We start from the raw sequence: 19,863 nt of genomic DNA on the forward strand, positions 1-19,863 counted from the left end.
CTGTCTCAGACGGGTTGGGTCTATGGGTATCCGCTTAATTTTCCTATTGCTAGAAAACGATGGTCTTGTGGCGACATTCCATAATGTCGACGGAATGCCCGGGTAAAATCCGAAGCGCTATTAAATCCCAGGCTATAGGCGATTTCTGTAATTTGTCTATCGGGATAGCGCACGATTTCATCGGCGGCTTCACGCAAACGGCTGTTTATGATGTGGCGGCCCAATCCACCTTCATGCTGAAAGAGCCGATACACGGTTGCTCGGGGAAGTTGCAGGGCGGCGAGTACGCTCTCGGGTGTCAACCAAGGCTGGTACAGATTCTTTTTTACATAACGCCTGGCCTTATCGAATATCGCGCGGCGTGCTGCAGCACGTGCGTTGCCACTCAGCTTTGCCTGCTTTGCAAAGGCGCCGAGCATCAACTGGATACCGGTATCGAACGCCTGTACGGCTTCGCTTTCCGTCATGCCCGGAAGACGTTTCGACAATGTAGCGACATGCTCGATCATCAATTGGGTAAGCGGAGTTGTATTCTCGAAGACGCGTCCGTGGATGCTTTCCGCATGCGGTAGCTCCCGCTCCACGATCTGGCGAGGTACGAAGAATGTCAGCACCCGGCAGCGGCTGCGATGCATGCGTATCGGCTGATTCAAATCCAGAGCCATGATGCTGGCTCGGGCTGTAGGCCGACTTTCCAGGCCGGCTCCCTCTACGCGATCGATGCCGCCGTCGGTAAACACCTGAAATACGTAGTCCCGCAGACTGTCTGTAGAGATACGCGAGATCGGGCGATCAAGCAGCAGGTGGTCGCTTGAACAATCGGTGAAAACACGATCATTCAGTTTGTACAGGTCGATCGTTGCTTTGAACGGAAGCTCCACGGCAGCGGATGATGGAAGAACATCAATGACATGCCCGACACGCCGACGCCATGCCAGTAATTGATTGGCAACAGGCTCGCCAGCGACGTCGTAATGGTCGTGGTTCTGTAGCGCACTTATGTGCCGTGAACGTTGAGTAGGCATTGGACTCTTCATAATTTCACTGCTGACCAGATGATCCAATTCATCAATAGCTGATCATGGCGGTTGGTCTTTCAATTGATTGGCGCGTAACTCGACGGGCATTGAATAACCCATCCGCCTTGGCCGTGATACCCGTTCTACCTGCAATGTACGAGCGATGGTTTGTCATTGTCTAGCGCGTCCGGTTTTATTTGCCATCAATGCCGGATGGTGGCCGCCAAAAAAATAAATGAAAAACTGCAACGCAGGGTCAAGCCGCGCAGCAGGCTTCTGATAAGTTTCTTCGAAAATAAAACCGCTAAATGGCCCATTAATAACGGGTTTGCGTCGGATGTTGCCTGCCAAAAAAACGGCGGGCAGGTGTCGCTGTAATTGAGGCTGCATGCGGTGGGCTTGCTCAACCGAGAGGCTGGATTCAATCAGCCAACTCAGGTGTTCACCTGATGTCGTCAGGCGCGGCAAAAAGTCATTGTTTACCTACAGACGGGCTATCCATTTATGCCCAATTTCAAGATCAAGGCATCGACCGTGTTTTTGCGCATATGGCGATGTACCGAGCAGCCAGTGGTATTGCAGGAATAAGGTATGAGTGGTCTCGATCAGGATTTGGGGGCGTCGGCAATCAGTGTGGCCAGCCCGGCGGGGGTGAATCCTCGGGAGGGGGCTGCCTTTTCGCTCGCCCAAATCGAAGTTGAAAAACTTACCAATATCCATGCCGAATCCGGAGTCGATTGGCACGCCGTGTCAGAGTCTTGTGTGCGTGTTCTTCGAGATGAAGGCAAGGACATCAATGCTGCGGTTTGGCTGGTCTGTGCCTGGACCAGCCTCAGAGGACTATCCGGTCTGGTCACCGGTGTGCATGTATTGCGCGAAATGCTTGAGCTGTATTGGGACACGCTGACACCACCTCCCGCGCGCTTGCGTGCCCGGCGAAATCAGGCCGAATGGATGATTGAGTGGCTCACCGCCAAGATCGAAGAGAGCTTCGAACCGGTGCCGGGAGAACAACTGGCAGCCTTGCTCGAAGACTGGGATGCCATAGACACGCAATGGCGTGATCGTGATGCTGAAGGGCCGAGTTTCTTTGCGCTACGTCGTCGTCTTTCCCAGCTGCCCGTACAGGCCGCCGTTGCGTCGACTATTGCTCCTTCGAAGCCGGTGCCAGCGATGGAGGAGCCTGTTCATCCGTCGGTTTCCCCATCGCTGGCTGCGAGCAACAAGGCACCACCGCCACTGCCTGTCGTTCAGTCATTGGGCAGTCTGGAAAGCAATGAGGCGGTCGAAGGTGCAATCAATGGCGTGTTCGCTTCGCTGATGCCGCTGGTTGGTTTTTGTCTGGAGTCCAAAACAACCTTTCCGTTGTTGTTTCGCCTGAATCGCCAGATGGCCTGGATCACGCTGGAGCAGGCCCCCCCCGCACAAGCCAATACCACCCGCTTGCCGGCACCCTCCGAGGCTGAGCTAGAGAGTTTCAAACGCTTGCAGAGCGTCGGTGAACCCGTTGATGTCGTGCGCTTCTGCGAAGGTCGGCTCAACACCTATCCATTCTGGCTGGACCTCAATCGAGCCAGTCACTCGGCACTGGTCCGCCTCGGCACTGCCGCGTTGCCGGGTGCAACCAGTCTGGCGCTGGAAACCCGGCATTTTCTGACGCGGCTTCCGGCACTGGCCGAGCTGACTTTCGCCAATGGCCAGCCCTTCGCCGACGGCGCTACACGCAGCTGGCTCGAAGGATTGGCTCCGGTTGCCCAGGCAAGCGCCGCGGATGGCTTGCAAACCCTGATTGATGAAGCCGCTCTGGAGGCTGCCGATGGCCGGCTGAGCGATGCCCTGAATCGCTTGCAGCACAGCCTGCGCGAGGTCAGCGGCGGGCGTGACCGCTTCCGCTTGCGTTGTGCCCAGTGCTTTTTGCTGAAACGTTTTGCTCCACATGCCCAATTGCAGGTGGCGGTTGATGGCTTGCTGCAAGAAGCGACAAAGCAAGGCTTGGACCGCTGGGAACCCGATCTTGTAAAGCCGTTGTTGGAATTGGCCTTGAGCTGTGACGACGGTGGCTCTAAAGCGACATGGACGCAGCAGTTGGCTGCAATGGATTTGCCGGCTTTCTGGCGTCTGGCCAGCCCGCCGGCAGATTGAAGCAAGCCACACACAGTGCCCGACAGACATGTGCATATCCATGCCATGAGTTTTTCAAAGGCAGCGTTGAGCGTGCCCGGTAACAGGAGTGGGAATGAATGGCTAGTGAAGGTTCGGTCGCGCCAAAAGAGCGCGTCAATATTGTTTACAGCTCCGACACCGGTGGCGCTCAAGAGCAGGTTGAACTGCCCTTGAAGCAACTGGTAATCGGCGATTTCACCTTGCGTAATGACGATACGCCGGTTGAAGACCTTAAGCCGATTCGCGTCGATAAGGACAACTTCACCGATGTGCTCAAGGGGCAAAACCTCAGCCTGCAATTGGCGGTGCCCAATCGGTTGTCGGAAAACGCCCCGGAGGATGAGCAGATCCCCGTTGAGTTGACCTTCCAGTCCATGCGCGACTTTGAGCCTGACGCAATTGTTGCCCAGGTTCCCGAATTGCAACAGCTGATTGCCCTGCGTGATTCGCTCAAGGCCTTGAAAGGCCCGATGGGTAACTTGCCGGAGTTTCGCAAGCAACTTCAGGCCCTGATGAACGATGACGGGGCTCGCGAGCGTTTGCTCTCGGAACTCGGCGTCAAGGACAAGGAATAACCCATGAGTGAAGAGAAAAGCCAGGCCACGAACGCCGCCGGGCAAGCCGTTGAGTCGGTTTCCCTGCTGGATCAATTGGTGGAAGCGACTCGCGTCAAGCCGGGCGACGAGGCTTATGCCGTCACCCGTCAGGGCCTCGAAGCCTTCGTCACCGAGCTGCTTGAGCCCGCCCGGCAGACCGAAAAGGTCAGCGCCGGTCTGATCGACGATATGATCGCCACCCTGGATGCCAAGCTGTGTCGGCAGGTCGATGCCATCATCCACAATGAGCAGTTTCAGAAGCTTGAGTCGTCGTGGCGCTCGCTGAAGTTCCTGGTCGACCGTACTGATTTCCGCGAGAACAACAAGCTGGAGATTCTCAGCGTTTCCAAAGAGAAACTGCTGGAGGATTTCGAAGACGCCCCGGAGATTACCCGTTCGGGTCTGTACAAAGCGGTGTACACCGCAGAGTTCGGCCAGTTCGGTGGTCAGCCATTCGGCTCGATCATTGGCAACTACGAGTTCAACCCGGGCCCGCAGGACATGAAATTGCTGCAATCGGTCGCGGCTATTTCGGCGATGTCCCACACCCCGTTCATTGCTGCGGCCGGCCCGCAGTTTTTCGGCATCGACAGTTTTGCCGACCTGCCCAATCTCAAGGATCTGCAAGCGGTCTTTGAAGGTCCGCAGTTCACTAAATGGAACGCCTTCCGCGAAAGCGACGACTCGCGCTTCGTTGGCCTGACCTTGCCACACTTCCTGTTGCGCACCCCCTATGGCGAAGACACGATTCCCGCCAAGACCTTTCGCTACAACGAAAACGTCGGGGGCGGTAACAAGGACTTCCTGTGGGGCAACGCCGCGTTCGCCTTCGCCAGCCGCCTGTCCGACAGCTTTGCCCAGTACCGCTGGTGCGCCAACGTCATCGGCCCACAGGGTGGTGGCACCGTCGGTGATTTGCCGATCTACAACTACGAGGCCATGGGCGAAACCCAGACCAAGATTCCGACCGAAGTGCTTATCTCCGAGCGCCGCGAGTTTGAATTGGCGGAACAGGGTTTTATCGCCCTGACCATGCGCAAAAACACCGATAACGCGGCCTTCTTCTCCGCCAACTCGTGCCAGAAGCCCAAGTTCTTCGGCAATGACAAGGAAGGCAAGGAAGCCGAGCTGAACTACAAGCTGGGCACCCAGCTGCCGTACATCTTTGTGGTCAGTCGCCTGGCCCATTACATCAAGGTCATCCAGCGCGAAAACATCGGCACCTGGAAAGAGCGCGGCGACCTGGAATCGGAACTCAACACCTGGATTCGCCAGTACGTGGCCGACATGGATAACCCAGCCGCCGGCGTGCGCAGCCGTCGTCCGTTGCGTCAGGCGGACATCACCGTCAGCGACGTCGAGGGCGATCCAGGCTGGTACCGCGTCGGTTTGAAAGTCCGTCCGCACTTCAAGTACATGGGCGCGTCTTTCACGCTGTCGCTGGTAGGCAAGCTCGACAAGAGCTGATCCCAGGCGCTGATGGGCAGCCTGGTCGGTGCCCATTCAGGTGTTCACCCGAGGGTCATTACCTCGACGTTTCCATAAGATGGATTCAACGCAGCGAGACAGGGCCAGAGGCGCTGATCGATGCCTGAAAACTCACTGATTAACCCCGGAGTACACGTTATGCCAATGCCATGCTACTTGAGTATCGACGGCCAGAACCAAGGCAAGATCGAAGGTTCCAGCACTGTTACCGGTCATGAAGGAATGATCCTTGTTCAGGCCGTCGAACACCTGATCGATATTCCGAAGAATCCGCAAACCGGCCTGCCTGCTGGTAAGCGTGTTCACCAGGGCATGACCCTGACCAAGGAAATCGACAAGTCTTCCCCAAAGCTTTTGCAAGCCCTGACCTCTGGCGAGCAACTCAAGTCCGTAGTCCTGGAGTTCTATCGGATCTCGCCTAAAGGCACCGAGGAAAAGTACTACACCATCACCTTGAGCAACGCCGTACTTGTTTCGGCCCACACCTGGGTGCCGAACGTCTTGAACCCTGAATTCAAGCAACTGGGCCACATGGAAGACATCGGCATCACCTACGAAAAAATCGTATGGACCTGGGTGCCGGATGGCATCGAAGCCGAAGATTCGTGGTTGGCGCCAAAAGCGTAAGACAGGCTCGACTGTTCAATGCCGCCCTGGTCCGGGGCGGTGTTCCGGCGATCACAGAAGGTACAAGGCGTTGAGAGAAAAACGATTGCTGGAGCGCATCACAAGCCTGCAAGTCGAAACCGGTCGCACGCACCTGACCCAGGCTGAAGTGTTGACGCAGTCGATCGTCCAGCATCTGCAACGCATCTTGAATACGCGGCGCGGCAGCGTGCCGATTGACGCCGAGTTTGGCGTACCCGATTTCACCAATCTGGCCGGTTCATTTGCAACCGGCGAGACCACGCAAATAATCGAGAACATGACTCGTATGATCGCCCGCTATGAGCCTCGGTTGAAATCGCCGCGCATCCTGGTCGCCGAAGGCGGCCAGGAAGTCTTGTCGCTGAGTTTCAGCCTTGAAGGCATGGTATCGATCGATGATCGGGACATCCCCATCCACCTGGCGACGCGGGTGTCTTCGGACGGTCGTGTGTCCCTGGCGATGCACTAAGTCATGCTCAACAGCCATTATCAAAGTGAACTCAACCAACTACGGCGTCTGGCTGATGAGTTTGCCCGCCGCAACCCGGCCCTGGCGCCGCTGCTGGGGGTGGACTCGGCCAATGACCCGGATGTTGAGCGCCTGCTCGAAGGCGTGGCGTTTCTCACCGGGATGGTGCGCCAACGGCTGGACGACGAGTTTCCCGAGTTCATTCAAGAGTTGGCGCAGCTGCTTTATCCCCATTACCTGCAACCCTTGCCTTGCCTGACGCTGCTGCAATTTCAATCGCGCACGGCATTGCAGGAGGTTTCGCGTATCGAGCCCGGTTGCGAAATTGCCTCGGTGCCGGTCGATGGCCAGCGGGTGCGCTTTAGCAGCACTGCGGCGGTCGATCTGGAACCGTTGCAACTGGTCGCAAGCCGCTGGGACGGCGGCGCTGGTGAAGAGCGTAGCCTGGTCCTGGACTTCGCTTTTACCACCGCCGATCCCAATAGCTGGCTGGCCGACAGCCTGCGTTTCTATCTGGGCGATGGCCTGGTCGATGGCTCCAAGTTGTTGCGTCTGTTGCAGCTCAACCTGCGCGAGATTCGCATCGCTGCGCAAGAACAGCCCATGACCGTACTGCCAGCCAGCCATTTACGCGCTCTGGGATTCGATGCGAGCAACACCCTGCTGCCGTTTCCCGACACCGCGCACCCGGCCTATCGTTGCTTGCAGGAGTATTTCGCGCTGCCCGAGAAGTTCCTGTTTATCGAGCTGTGCGGGTTCCAGCAATGGCGGGCCAGGGGCGAGTCCGGGCGTTTCAGCGTTCGCCTGATGTTCGAAAATCTGCCGGACTGGACGCCAAACCTGTCGGCCAACAGTTTCATGCTCGGGGTGACCCCGGCGATCAATCTGTTCGCCCAGGAAGCGCACCCGCTGCGCATCGACCATAAACAGGTCGACTACCGCATCCAGCCTGCCGACCATGGCCAGCGCATGAGCATGCGGATTCATTCGGTGCTCAAGGTCAGCGCTTATTCCGCTGGCGGGGGCGAGCGGCTGCTGGAGCCGTTCAATACCTTTTCGCAGCGCGACACCTACAACCTGCGTATCCGTCCATCGAGCATCGATGCGCAAGGCTATGACCACTATCTGAGCCTGCCCTACAGCGAAGGCAAAGTACCGGGCGAGATGACCTTGTCCATCGGCCTGCTCTGCACCAATGGCAAGTTGCCGGAAAGCCTGCGCCTGGGGGATTTGAACCAGCCTACCGACAACACCCCGCCCAGGGTCGAGTTCAAAAGCATTCGCGGCATTACATCGTGCCAGCCGCCCAAGTTCGACGACAAGTTGCTGTGGCGCATGCTCTCGCAGCTCAATGCCAACCACTTCCGCCTGGCCGATCGCGACTACCTGCGCGGCCTGCTCGCGTTGTATCTGCCCAGCGTCGGCGAAGGTGCCCAGGACGCCAACCAGCGGCGCATCGATGCCATAGAAAAAGTCACCGTCAGCCACGAGCGGCGGTTTATTCGTGGGTTGCCGATCGAGGGCAGCCTGGTCCGGGTCGAGTGTCGCGGCGACTATTTCCTCAGCCCCGGCAATTTCTACCTGTTTGGTTGTGTGCTCGATGAGTTTTTCGCTGGCTGTACGGCAATCAACAGCTTTACCGCTTTCACGCTGTTCGACAGCGTCAACCATGAGACCTTGAAATGGCCAGCGAAGATCGGGCACCAACGCCTTCTGTGATCGATCCGCTGCTCGATGACGGCGGCGAGTTCGGGTTTTTCCAGGCCTTGCGCCTGTTGCGCTTGCGTTTTCCGAGCGAAAAAGACTTCGTCGAGAACGTGCGGATCCGCCCACGGCTGGGGCTTGGATTTCCGCAGCGCGATATCGAGAAGATCGAGCAGGATGAAGACGGCCGCTATCGGATCGAGGCCAACTTTTTAGGGTTGTATGGCGTTACCTCGCCGTTGCCAACCTTTTACACCGAAGACCTGATCGACGAACAACTGCTGGGCCATTCAGCGGGGCGGGACTTTCTCGACATCCTGCATGCCTCGCTCTATCCACTGCTGTTCCGTGCCTGGGAAAAGCACCGGATCTGGATCGATATCACCGAGCGCCGTGACGTCAAGAGCCTGCGCCAGATACAGGCGTTGATCGGCATTGCCGATGCGCGTCCCGAGCAGCGCGATCAATCCATCGATTTGCTGCGCTATGCCGGCTTATTCAACCAGTACCCGCGCTCGGCCCTGGGCCTGCAACAGTTGGTCAAGGCCGTGCTCGCCGACGTGATGGTGGAGGTCGTGCCCTGTGTCGAGACGCGTCTGCGGATCGATCGTGCGGCACGCACTTACCTGGGCATGCAGTGCGGTGTGTTGGGCGAAAACAGCTTGCTCGGGCGTGAAGTCATGGATCGCAGTGGCACGCTGGATATCCGCCTGACGTCACTGAGTAGCGAGTGCTTTCACCAGCTGTTGCCGGGGCAGGTGCTTTACCAAAAGCTCGAACGGTTAGTGGCGTTGTACCTGCAGACACCATTACGCAGCCGATTGGTCATGCGTCTTGCGGTAGATCAGCAGCAGTGCGTTTCGCTGGGAGGCGGCTGGCAGCAGCTTGGCCTGGATACCTGGCTCGGTGACGGTGACACACAAGACGATGTTGTATTCATGCTGACGGCCGAACACGGACCAATGCTCGAAGAGAGGGCTCGCTAGATGATTCAGGTAGAACTCAAACCGCTGTTCGCACGGCTCAACGTATATGGCACCAAAGCCCTGGAAAATGCGGCGGGTCTGACCCTGGCGCGCACTCACTACGAGATTTCTCTGGAGCACCTGCTGCGTCAGTTGCTGGAAGATCCCAATGCCGATGTGACGCGCATCCTTACTCGATTCGAGATCGATCCGCTGCGCTTGCGGGCGCTGCTGGATGATGGCCTGGCGCAACTGAAAAACGGCAATCCCGGGCGTCCGGTGTTCGCCAGCCTGCTCACCGAATGGATTCAGGACGCCTGGCTGATTGCCTCGCTGGTGGTCGGCACCGGGCGGATTCGCGGTGGCTCGTTGCTGCTGGCGCTGGTATCGCGCCTGGGTTACTACACCGCCGGCACGCGTTACGGCGAAATGCTCAAGCCCATCTCCACCGATGCCCTGACGGCTGAGTTCGCTCAGCTGTTGGGCGGCTCCAGTGAAGGTCCGCTGGACAGCCTGCAGACCGGCGCGGCCTCCTCGAACGTCGCCAACGCTGGCGGTACCGCACGAGCCGCTGAAGATAATATCGCGCGCTTTTGCGAAGACCTGACCGCCAAGGCGGCGGCAGGGCGTATCGACCCGATTTTCGGTCGCGATGATGAAATCCGCCAGATGATCGACATCCTTGCCCGACGTCGCAAAAACAACCCTATCGCCGTGGGCGAACCGGGTGTGGGCAAGTCGGCGGTCGTTGAAGGGCTGGCGCTGTTGATCAGTCAGAACGAAGTGCCGGACTTCCTCAAAAATACCCGGCTGCTCAGCCTGGATCTGGGGGCACTGGAAGCCGGGGCCAGCGTCAAGGGTGAATTTGAGAACCGCCTGCGCGGGGTTATCGAAGAGATCAAGGCATCCGCCACCCCGGTCATTCTGTTTATCGACGAAGCGCACATGTTGATCGGCGCGGGCGGTGCCGCAGGCGGCTCTGATGCGGCCAACTTGCTCAAGCCGGCCCTTGCTCGTGGCGAGTTGCGCACCATCGCCGCCACGACCTGGTCGGAATATAAAAAGTATTTTGAGAAAGATCCGGCGCTGGCGCGCCGCTTCCAGTTGGTCAAGCTCGATGAGCCGAGCGTCAAGACGGCCGTGCTGATCCTGCGCGGCCTCAAGGGCCATTACGAAAAAGTCCATGGTGTCAGCGTGCGTGACGACGCCATCGTCGCTGCGGCCGAGTTGTCGGATCGCTATATCACCGGGCGCCTGCTGCCGGACAAGGCAGTGGACCTGCTCGACACCGCCAGTGCCCGCGTGCGGATCGGCCTGGGCATCAAGCCTGCCGAACTGGAGCGCATGGAGCGACAGTTGTCCGGTCTGACCCGTGAGCTGGCCGCGCTGGAGCGTGACCGCAGTAACGGTTTCCCGGTGGAGGTGCAGCGCCTGGCCGATATCGTGGATGAACAGGCAGGTATTGAAGACTCCCGTTTGACCCTGGAAACCCGCTGGGTTGCCGAGCGCGACGCGGCGGTTCGAGTGCTGGATGCGCGCAAGCAACTGGCCTTGAAAGAAGACGATCTGCCAACCCCCGAAGAAGGCGAAACGGCTCAGACCCTGGCGCCGCTGGCCGAGCGGCAGGCCGCGCTTGAGCTGGCCCGCGAAGAACTGGCGGCGCTGCAAGGCGACGAGCCGTTGCTGTTCACCGAGGTCAATCCGGACGCCATCGCCAAGGTGGTTTCCGACTGGACCGGCGTGCCGCTCGGTAAAGTCCTGCGTGACGCCGCTGGTGGCGTGCTGGCCCTGGCTTCCAACATCAAGACGCGGATTCGCGGTCAGGACACTGCCGTCGAGCAAATCGCGGAAATCCTCAAGGCCGCGCAATCCGGCCTGCGCGATCCGCAACAGCCGCTGGGTGTGTTTCTACTGGTCGGCCCTTCGGGTGTCGGCAAGACTGAGACCGCCCTGGCCGTGGCCGAGCATTTGTTCGGCGGCGAGCAGGCGATGATCTCGGTGAACATGAGCGAGTACCAGGAGAAGCACACCGCCAGCCGCTTGGTGGGCTCGCCCGCCGGCTATGTCGGCTTCGGCGAGGGCGGTATGTTGACCGAGGCGGTACGCAAGCGTCCGTATTCGGTGGTGCTGCTCGATGAAGTGGAAAAAGCCCACCTGGACGTGGTGAACATTTTCTATCAGGTCTTCGACAAGGGCAGCCTGTCCGATGGCGAAGGGCGGCAGATCGACTTCTCCAACACCGTGGTGTTGCTGACCAGCAACCTGGCCACCGAAGAAATCCAGAACCTGTGCGTCGACGGGCGGCCCGATCCGGACACCCTGGCGGAAAAGATCCGACCAATCCTGTCCCGCCATTTCAAACCCGCATTGCTGGCGCGCATGACCATCGTGCCGTTCTTCACCCTGGCGGGCGAACAACTGGCGGGCATCGTGCGCCTCAAACTGGCCCGACTCAGCGAACGTCTGCTGGCCTCGTCGAAAGTGCGCCTGACCTTTGCAGATGAAGTCGCCGACGCCATCGCCGCGCGCTGCACGGAAGTGGAGAGTGGGGCGCGCAATATCGATTTCATTTTGCGTAAAAGCCTGACACCGCGTTTGTCTGATGTGTTGCTGGGGGCGATTGCCGATCAGCGGCCGCTGGCCGGCTTGCATGTGGCAGTGGATGCGCGCGGCGAGTGGATCATTACCCCGCAAGAAACCGATGGGATCAGGTCTTTACCCGAGCGTGAAGCGCTGCTTGAACCCCTAGAGTGACCGCTCGTTTACCGATTGAAGAACAAGGATTGATTGATGGCTCTCAATGATCACGCGCTCTGCACTTTCGCCAGCCTGGCCCCCTCGCTGCTGCTCGAAACATTATGGGTGCAGCAGTGGCAGGGCGAGGAAAAGCTTTCGCAGCCCTATCGCTTCGAGGTTCGGCTGGCCACGATCAATCCGTTGTTCGACGACGAAGCGCTGCTGGGCAACCGGGCGGTATTGACCCTGAGCGACGCGTTGGGGCAGCCACATCCCTATCAGGGCGTGGTCACGGAGGTGGATTATCTCGACGCCGACTCCCTGTATTACTACTACCGCGTGGTGCTGGAACCGCGTTTCGTGCAGTTGCGTCATTTCCGCTTTTCCGAAATCTGGCTGGACAAAAGTCTGCCGGAGCTGATTCGCGACGTGCTCAAATTGGCTGACCTTACTGTCGAAGGGCCGGGGATGAACGGGTTGCCCGGTTCGGCGTATGACTTCGATATTCGCCTGACGCTGGGCGATGATCGGCTGACCCTGGCAACGTTTACCTGCCAGTTTGAAGAAACCTGTTTCGCGTTCATTTCACGTCTTCTTGAATATTTTGGCGTGTATTACTTCTTTGAACAGGGGCTTGACGGCGAGGCTCTGGTGTTCTGTGGCGACCGACTGCACCAGCCGCAACTCCCCAGTCTGCTGACCTATCGTCGTCAAGATTCGGAACTGGATGTAGGTCGTGTCCTGGCGGTGGCGCGGACCTTCGAGCGTAAGCTGGTGCGGCAAGCGGCACAGGTCACGCTGCAGGACTTTTCCGCGAGCAACGCGCAGTTGAAGTTAGAGGTCAACGCTTCGGTGGCAACTGCCAGCCTTGCCGCAGATGCCTCGACCGAGCAACGAGAGGCCGTCTCTGGTTCGTCTGTATTTGTCGGCGAGCAAGGCTTGTATGGCGAGCACTTCGGTTCACTCGAACAGGGGCAATGGTTGGCGGATCGCCGCGCCCAGGCCATCGGGTGCCGTCAACGGGAGTTTCATGGCAGCGGTAGGGCCACGGGGTTGCGCGCCGGTTATCCGATGCTGTTAGTGGGCCACCCGCGTCCGCTGTTCAATGCCGGTTATCAGGTCATTGAAGTTCATCATGACGGTTATCAGCCGTTGCCAGGGCTGGGCGCGGAGGGGGACGGGCCGGGGCAGGGAATCAACACCCGTTTTATCGCCTTGCCCGGCGACGTGCAGTTCCGCACTCCCTGCGTCACGCCCCGGCCCTATGTACAGGGGGTGCTCAGTGCGGTAGTGGACGGTGATGAAAATACCGGTCGACCACTGCTCAATGAGCATGGTTGCTACAAGGTGAGTTTCCCGTTCATTCGCCACGATAAGAATGCGACCCGTGGTTCGGCCTGGTTGCGTATGGCCACGCTGTCCAGTGGTTCGAGCCACGGCATGAATTTCCCGCTGCTCAAAGGCACGGAAGTGCTGGTTTCGTTCTTGGGTGGCGACCCGGACCGCCCGGTGATCACCGGTAGTGTGCCCAACTCTGAGAATCCCAATGTGGTCACCGGCGATAACGCGACCCAAAGTGGCTTGAGCACTCCCGGTGGGCATTTGTTTGCGATGGAAGACAGCCCGTCCGGGCCGATGATGAAGATGGGGGCGTCTACCGGTTGCAGTTTCACCCTGGGCGAGGGTGATATCAGTGGGGCGCATTTGCGCACGGACAAACATTTGCAGTTGGCGTCCAGTTCTTATAAGCATCAAGTACCCGGTGTATATAAAATCACCATTAGTGGCGGGGAGCCACCTAAGGCATTATCGGCAAACACTGATGAAGGTGAATTAGCCAAAAAGTTCAACCGTAAAGATCAGGACCCTACCCCTGCTCCTGCTCCTAGTCCTGCACCTAGTCCTAGTCCTGCACCTAGTCCTAGTCCTAGTCCTAGTCCTAGTCCTGCACCTAGTCCTAGTCCTGCACCTAGTCCTAGTCATAGTCATAAAGGTTCTTCAATTGCCACCCATATAAATAGCGAATATTTGATTAAATCCACATTAACTGGCGTTGATCTTTCAGCAAGTGGCTCGGGTCTTAAGGCCGCCGTTTCAGTGAATGCCTTTAGTGTTAACGTTGGAGTAAATGCTATATCGTCTAATGTCAAGCTGGGATTGGTTTCATATGATTTTGTATTTTGCCCCGTACAATATTTAAATACAGAATTGGTTAAGTGCCTAGCTAAGGTAAAAAAAGACAAAAAATTTTATGCGGAAAATTCGATTGTCACTCTGAAAGCGGGCTACGAGGTTAAAGTGGAAAAGAGCAAGATTTTTATTCACGGCTCCGAAGAATCTCACCAAATTCATGTGGGTGGCAATACTATTTTATTGACCGAGAGTGGAATAGTTATTAAATCGACCGGCGTCGTTCATATTGATGCTGACTTGCATGTTGCAGGTGAGGTCCTGATAGGCGGCAGCCTATCTGTTAGTAAGAGTATATCTGTGGATGAAAACGTAGATGTAAAGAAGCGGATTAGAGATAGTTTTATTGGCGAGGGTGTCGTGATTTCTCCCAATATACCGCTCGATAATCTAAAAGCTAAAGTCCAGAGTTCACTAACAAAAATATTTTCCGACGGTGTTGTCAGTGAGGGCAAGGTAGATGTCGCGTTGGCGGCAGGTAACGCCATGGGGGCCCCACTCGAGGCAGCTGGCGCAGTTGATGTGCCTCCCGCAGGTCCTTGATGCATATGTGTAAAGGTCACTGTTGATTTTAAACTCAGTGCGGAGACTCTGATGCAACTCAAATGTGAACACGCCAGCCTTGTATTGCTTGCCACTTCCAAACTGCGGGATACCCATGTCCTGGTGGTTACTTTCGGCTTATTAGTGGATGCCGAAGGCAAGATCATGCCCGCCGGGGAATCCTGGAGCTGGCTCGCCGAGCGAATGGGCAAGCAGACGCTGGACAGCGGTTTGAAAAAAAGCCGTGGTACCTTCGCAGTGCAGGGGCAAGCCTATGCCCTGACCGATGCACAGCGTGCTGGAATGGCAGTGCGGGTAAGTCTGGGTACGCTTGAGAAAACACTGCATGTGTTTCCACCCCGTCAATGGAACAAGGGCCTCTTGGGTTGGATGCCTGTTACAACCGGACAGATTGATTGCCTGCCGTTGACCCTGGAAAACGCCTACGGTGGTTCTCAGTGGGCGGATAACCCAGTGGGCAAGGGTCATTGTCCTGATACAGACACCGCAGGCGGAACTGCACTCGCGCAACTGGAAGTCGCGAACCTGAGTGTTTGCGATCCTAAGGATCGCCCGGTAACTGCCAGCTTCATGCCATTACCCCCGCAAAGCGCTGCGCGCAGTGCCTTTATGGGCACTCTTGATGAGGACTGGGCCGCATATCGCGCACCGTTCTTGCCGAGCGATACCGATGCCCGTTGGTTCGACGAAGTGGCGCAGGACCAGTGCAATACTGAATTTTGGCGGGGAGACGAAACCTGGTCGGCGACGGGGATGCACCCAGCCCAGGCGCAAGTGTCCGGGCGTCTGCCTGGCCTGCGGCCACGACTTTTTGTCGAGCGCACTGATAAGCACCTTGCTATCACCGAAGCGCCAATGGATCTCGATACGGTATGGCTGTTCCCCGAAGCGCAGAGTGTGCTTTTGCTATACCGGGCAGAGGTGTCTGTACTCGATATCGATGCGCAGGATATCGCCACACTGGCGATGGCCCTTGAGCGTGTCGGGGATGCCGAGCGGAACAAACAGGCATGGATTGATCGGCTTTGGCCCCGTCCTCCGGTGGAGCCGGCAGAGATACCGCCCACCGAGCCGCCGGTGTTTGACTCCGGGCCCATGATTGCCGGTTTGCAGGCTGCTGCGGACGCAATACACGCCGAATTATCCGTGGGGTATGAGCAGAGTCTTCAGATCGCCGAGGATATGGCGATAGGCATGGACATGCCTTTCAACCGTGCAGATTATCCGCCGTTGGCCAAACCGGATTTTGCGGCGCTCATGCGAGAGCCACGGCCGCCTGCCAAGCCCTTCGATCCAGGGGCACTACAAGCCGAAATCGAGACGGAACTCGCTAAGGCCAAGGCCGATGGCATGCGCCATGTCCGGAGTGCGATCACTCGATTGGATATGGATGTCGAGAAGACCTTGGCGCTGGCAAAGCAACCAGTACCCGAAGTTGACCTCATGGATTTGCTGGCCCGATTGGACCTGCCTCAGGCACAGCAGGCGGATATGGTTGAAAAAGTGGCAGCGGGATTTTCCCGTTCACAAGCGATCGAGGCCTCCATCGATCAGCGACTCGCTGCTGTCGAAAAGGCACTGGCGGCTGATCGAATCAAATTCGGCCCCGCACCCACGCCTGCCGAATACTGCAATCTGACCCGTGAATCGCTGCAAGCCTTGCACCTGGCGGGTAAACCGTTGCAGAACCTCAGCCTCAATGGCCTTGATCTTTCAGGGATCGATCTGGGTCAAGCAGACCTGAAAAAAACCCTGTTTGAAAACTGCCAGCTCAAAGGGGCTTGTCTGGCAAATACGGACCTGAGCCAGAGTCAATTTATCGGTTGTGATTTGAGTGCTGCGAGTTTGGACAAAGCGTCCTTGCAAGAAACGGTCTTTGAACGGGTTCTATGCCAAGGCGCATCATTCAAGGGCGCTAACCTTTTGGCTATCCGAGCCAGTAAAAGTGATTTCTCCATTGCTGATTTCACCGAGGCCAACCTACAGCAAGCCCAACTCAACGAATGCAGCCTTGACAAGGCGCAACTGAGCAACGCCAATCTAAGCAAATTACGCCTCAATGAATGCGACCTGAGCGGCGCGAAACTCACCGACAGCAACCTGCACAAAGCCAAGTTCTACGACTGCACCCTGGACGCGACGGACATGCGCGGTGCCAATCTCAGCAAAGCCGATTTGGCCAAGGTTGTGGGACGCAATCTGGACTTGCGTGAGTGCAACCTGCAAAACCTGCGCCTGGCCGCTCACTGCGTTTTGCCGGGTGTGCGCCTGGACGATGCCGACCTGACCGCTGCCAGTTTTCAAGATGCCGATCTGAATCATGCCAGCCTGCGCGGCGCACGGTTTAACGACGCGCTGTTGACCGGTTGCAACCTGAGTGATTCCGATGGTGCTGAGCTGGTGGCGCAAGGTGTCTACCTGTCGGGATGTGACTTGAGTCGCGCTGATTGGTCTGGCGCCAACCTGCTTAACGGCCGCTTGCGCAAGGTATGCCTGGAGCAGACCAACCTCAGTGGCAGCAACTTGCATGGCTTGGCCAGTGACGCTGTACATGGCAGCGGTGTGCGCCTGGAGCAGGCATTGATGACGCGTTGCCGACTCAAGGAGAGCCTGACTCATGCTTGAGGTATTAAGTGCCGAGCGTCTAAAGGAATTGCTGGCTGATTGGCATCCCTTGCGCGCGTTGAATCTGGCCGGTGGCGACTATCGCGGTGTCGATTTGAGCAACGCACGGCTGGAACAAGTGGATGCGCGTGGCGCGCAATTCAATGGCGCCATGCTGACCCAAAGCTGCTGGAAAGACTGCCGCCTGGACGGTGCCGATTTCTCCGACAGCACTGCGGACTCGTTGTACATGGACGGGTGTTCATTGCAGGGCGCATTGTTCACGAATGTGCGTTGGAACAAGACCAGCTGGGCGCAATGCCACGGCGAGGATCTGGATCTGTCGGGGGCGCAGCTACAGGCTTTTACACTCTCGGAGTGCCGGGTACCGCGTATCAGGCTCGCCGCCGCCCAGTTGAGCAAATCCCAATGGAACCGCTGCGATCTGACGGGCCTTGATGCCCAGTCGGCGCATTTTACGAAGGTACGGTTGATAGATTGCCAACTCGATCAGGCGCGCTTCGGCCTGACGTCGTTGCAGCAGTGTGCCTTTGATGAATCGTCGTTGAGTGGCGCCGATTTTCATGCCGTGCAGGCCGAAGGCGCGTCGTTCTACCGCAGCAAGGGAGCCGCGCCGATGTTTGTCGGTGCCAATCTCAAGGGCGCTCTGTTCAATGCCAGCCATTTTGACTCGGTCGATTTCAGTGATGCCGTTCTGGAGATGGCCATCCTGATAGACGCCCAGATGCCAGGCGCGCGCTTTGACCGCGCCCTGTTGCGTTATGCCGATTGCACCGCGTTGCTTGCGCCACGCGCCTCGTTCGTCGCCGCCGACGTGACCGGCATGAATGCCCATGCCGCTGATTTCACCCAGGCCGACTGGCAGCAGAGCAACCCCCAGGCCATCCAGCCCGTTGATACCGAACGCCTTGCCGCCGAGCAATGGCGGCCCGCCTCTTTAGGAAAAACGAGATGAATGAAGCCCCGCAGTATTGCGATGCCGCTGCTCAATTGCGTCATGCACAGGTCAACGCACTGGATGGCGAGCGTTTCGGCGTGGTCAGCAGCGATGGCCGCCGCTATTGGCTAAAACCCGCATTCGGTTGCCTGGTGCGTCCGGCAGTGGGGGACAAGGTGTTGGTCAGCCTGGACGCGCAAGGAGGTTACATCCTTAGCGTGCTGGAACGCGCCATCGCTCAACCGGCGCGTCTGCATCTGGAGGGTGACCTGCATTTGAGCCTGCCCGCTGGCGCGTTGAGCATTCAGGCTCGCGACGGCGTGAGCCTTGACGCCGGTAGCGCATTACGGGTGTGCGCCGAGCAGGGCAGTGTGCAGATGCAGCGTGCCCATCTGACGGTCGGGACCCTGGCCATGAGTGGCGAGCATCTTGAGAACCATTGGGTCGAGCGCCACGACAACAGCGTTTATCACCGCGAAAAGGCCGTGCGCCACGAGGCGGATTTTACTGATAGCCGCCGTCGCGTCGAAGGCCATGAAGAACTTCATTCCGGCTCGTTGCGCCAGCGCGTGCGCGATGACTGGAGCGTGCAGGCCGACACGCTGGACCTGAACGCACAACGTAGCGTTGCCATTGATGGCGACAGCATCAAGCTGGGGTGAGATCGATTATGTATATGCTCAATAACGGCGGTGCAATGGCGATGTCCACCGTGCCCGATATCTGCAAGACGCCCGTTCCGCCAGCCGGGCCCGTGCCGTTGCCTTATCCCAACACTGCCGATACCAGCGCCGCGGACCCGGGTGGATTGGTGATGGAAGTGCTGGTGGACGGCATGCCAGCGATGAATATGTCCAGCAAGGTGTTGATGACCAGTGGCGATGAGGCGGGTGTGGCCGGTGGCGTCACCAGCGGTAAGGTCAAGGGTGAAATGATCTTCATCGATGGCAGTACCAAAGTGATGGTCGCAGGTAAGCCTGCCGTGCGCGTCACTTGCCAGACCATGCACAACGCCAATAACACCATGGGTACGGTTTCGCAGCCAAGCCAGACCGCCGTCCTGGTGATGGCGTGAGCGTCGCGGGGCGTGCGCCCTCAATCAAGTTTTTCATGGGCGGGCTCGCCTTTTGCATCCTGCTCACCGCCTGCAGCAGTCAGGAACTGACCCCCGAGCAGAAGGCCCTCACCGAGCTCAAATGGGACTACAGCGAAAGCGCCATCGAGCTGACGTTCACCGCCGATAACGACCTCAATCAGTACGACGGCCAGGCCCATAACCTGTTGGTGGTGGTCGCGCAGTTCGATCAAATCAGTGCGTTTTCCGCCTACACCGGCAGTTCCCAGCAACTGAGCAGCCTGTTGCTGATGAACAGTGCGCCGACCGGGATGATCGGCCTTACCCGTCTGTTCATTGAGCCGGGGCAAAGCAAGCAGGTCAGCCTGCCACGTCTGGAGGGCGCCAAGATGGTCGGTATCGCTGCGGGCTATGCCCACCTGGACCCGACCCGCAGCGCCAGGCTCTATCAGATTGGTGTTGATGTGACCTCTACCGGCTGGTTCAGCAAGACCTGGACCGCTACGCCCCGGCCCATTGCCATTGATTTACTGGCAGGGCCGGATGCACTGCTGCGCGGCAAAGAAAGCCGCCTGGCACTGCCCAAGCCCGTGCAGCCCCGCGAAGGAGAGGTTCGCCTGCCGGGTGCCCAGGATTGATCGTGATGTCCTGAGTGTGATCACCGTTTTTTCCATCTTTCTTTTT

16 protein-coding genes are annotated in these 19,863 nt (G+C 58.0%); 14 read left to right on the forward strand and 2 right to left on the reverse strand.

Going from position 1 to position 19,863, the window contains the following annotated elements; genetic code table 11:
- Positions 1-20: 20 nt before the first annotated feature.
- Positions 21-1,025: a helix-turn-helix domain-containing protein gene (locus ACCD02_RS10500; RefSeq protein WP_413301074.1), complete on the reverse strand. Its 1,005-nt coding sequence runs from the start codon at positions 1,023-1,025 to the stop codon at positions 21-23.
- Positions 1,026-1,190: 165 nt separating this feature from the next.
- Positions 1,191-1,487, reverse strand: coding sequence for a hypothetical protein (locus ACCD02_RS10505; protein WP_413301076.1), 297 nt, complete (start codon positions 1,485-1,487; stop codon positions 1,191-1,193).
- Between the two features lie 165 nt (positions 1,488-1,652).
- On the opposite strand from ACCD02_RS10505, the gene tssA reads away from it, so the two are divergent.
- The 14 genes from tssA (at position 1,653) to ACCD02_RS10575 (ending at position 19,817) form a co-directional block, all read left to right on the forward strand.
- A complete protein-coding gene (tssA, locus tag ACCD02_RS10510; RefSeq protein WP_413301078.1) occupies positions 1,653-3,161 on the forward strand; it encodes a type VI secretion system protein TssA in 1,509 nt (502 codons plus the stop codon).
- Between the two features lie 98 nt (positions 3,162-3,259).
- A complete protein-coding gene (gene tssB, locus ACCD02_RS10515; protein ID WP_413301080.1) occupies positions 3,260-3,757 on the forward strand; it encodes a type VI secretion system contractile sheath small subunit in 498 nt (165 codons plus the stop codon).
- Positions 3,758-3,760: 3 nt separating this feature from the next.
- Complete coding sequence (tssC, locus tag ACCD02_RS10520; protein ID WP_413301082.1) at positions 3,761-5,245, forward strand: type VI secretion system contractile sheath large subunit; 1,485 nt, start codon at positions 3,761-3,763, stop codon at positions 5,243-5,245.
- A 159-nt stretch (positions 5,246-5,404) separates the two neighbouring features.
- Positions 5,405-5,893, forward strand: coding sequence for an Hcp family type VI secretion system effector (locus ACCD02_RS10525; RefSeq protein ID WP_413301084.1), 489 nt, complete (start codon positions 5,405-5,407; stop codon positions 5,891-5,893).
- 70 nt (positions 5,894-5,963) lie between these two features.
- The gene (gene tssE, locus ACCD02_RS10530; protein ID WP_413301086.1) at positions 5,964-6,383 is read left to right on the forward strand and encodes a type VI secretion system baseplate subunit TssE; all 420 of its coding nucleotides are present in this window, start codon (positions 5,964-5,966) and stop codon (positions 6,381-6,383) included.
- 3 nt (positions 6,384-6,386) lie between these two features.
- Positions 6,387-8,102, forward strand: a complete 1,716-nt coding sequence (gene tssF, locus ACCD02_RS10535; RefSeq protein ID WP_413301088.1) for a type VI secretion system baseplate subunit TssF — start codon at positions 6,387-6,389, stop codon at positions 8,100-8,102.
- Complete coding sequence (tssG, locus tag ACCD02_RS10540) at positions 8,066-9,073, forward strand: type VI secretion system baseplate subunit TssG (protein WP_413301090.1); 1,008 nt, start codon at positions 8,066-8,068, stop codon at positions 9,071-9,073. Before tssF ends, tssG begins: the two co-directional genes overlap by 37 nt.
- Positions 9,074-11,806, forward strand: coding sequence for a type VI secretion system ATPase TssH (tssH, locus tag ACCD02_RS10545; RefSeq protein WP_413301092.1), 2,733 nt, complete (start codon positions 9,074-9,076; stop codon positions 11,804-11,806).
- 36 nt (positions 11,807-11,842) lie between these two features.
- Entirely contained in the window at positions 11,843-14,521 is a 2,679-nt protein-coding gene (gene tssI, locus ACCD02_RS10550; RefSeq protein ID WP_413301094.1) for a type VI secretion system tip protein TssI/VgrG, read from the forward strand.
- Positions 14,522-14,572: 51 nt separating this feature from the next.
- Positions 14,573-17,167 (forward strand): DUF2169 domain-containing protein, encoded by a 2,595-nt coding sequence (locus ACCD02_RS10555; RefSeq protein ID WP_413301096.1) that lies wholly within the window; start codon positions 14,573-14,575, stop codon positions 17,165-17,167.
- Entirely contained in the window at positions 17,160-18,122 is a 963-nt protein-coding gene (locus ACCD02_RS10560; protein ID WP_413301098.1) for a pentapeptide repeat-containing protein, read from the forward strand. The genes ACCD02_RS10555 and ACCD02_RS10560 overlap by 8 nt, the downstream gene beginning before the upstream one ends.
- Entirely contained in the window at positions 18,119-18,766 is a 648-nt protein-coding gene (locus ACCD02_RS10565; RefSeq protein WP_413301100.1) for a DUF3540 domain-containing protein, read from the forward strand. Before ACCD02_RS10560 ends, ACCD02_RS10565 begins: the two co-directional genes overlap by 4 nt.
- An 8-nt stretch (positions 18,767-18,774) precedes the next feature.
- Positions 18,775-19,179, forward strand: coding sequence for a DUF4150 domain-containing protein (locus tag ACCD02_RS10570; RefSeq protein ID WP_413301102.1), 405 nt, complete (start codon positions 18,775-18,777; stop codon positions 19,177-19,179).
- Positions 19,180-19,214: 35 nt separating this feature from the next.
- Positions 19,215-19,817 (forward strand): type VI secretion lipoprotein TssJ, encoded by a 603-nt coding sequence (locus ACCD02_RS10575; RefSeq protein WP_413301104.1) that lies wholly within the window; start codon positions 19,215-19,217, stop codon positions 19,815-19,817.
- Positions 19,818-19,863: the final 46 nt, after the last annotated feature.

This window comes from Pseudomonas sp. Pseusp88 (genome assembly GCF_047303955.1).
In the GTDB taxonomy this organism is placed as follows: domain Bacteria; phylum Pseudomonadota; class Gammaproteobacteria; order Pseudomonadales; family Pseudomonadaceae; genus Aquipseudomonas.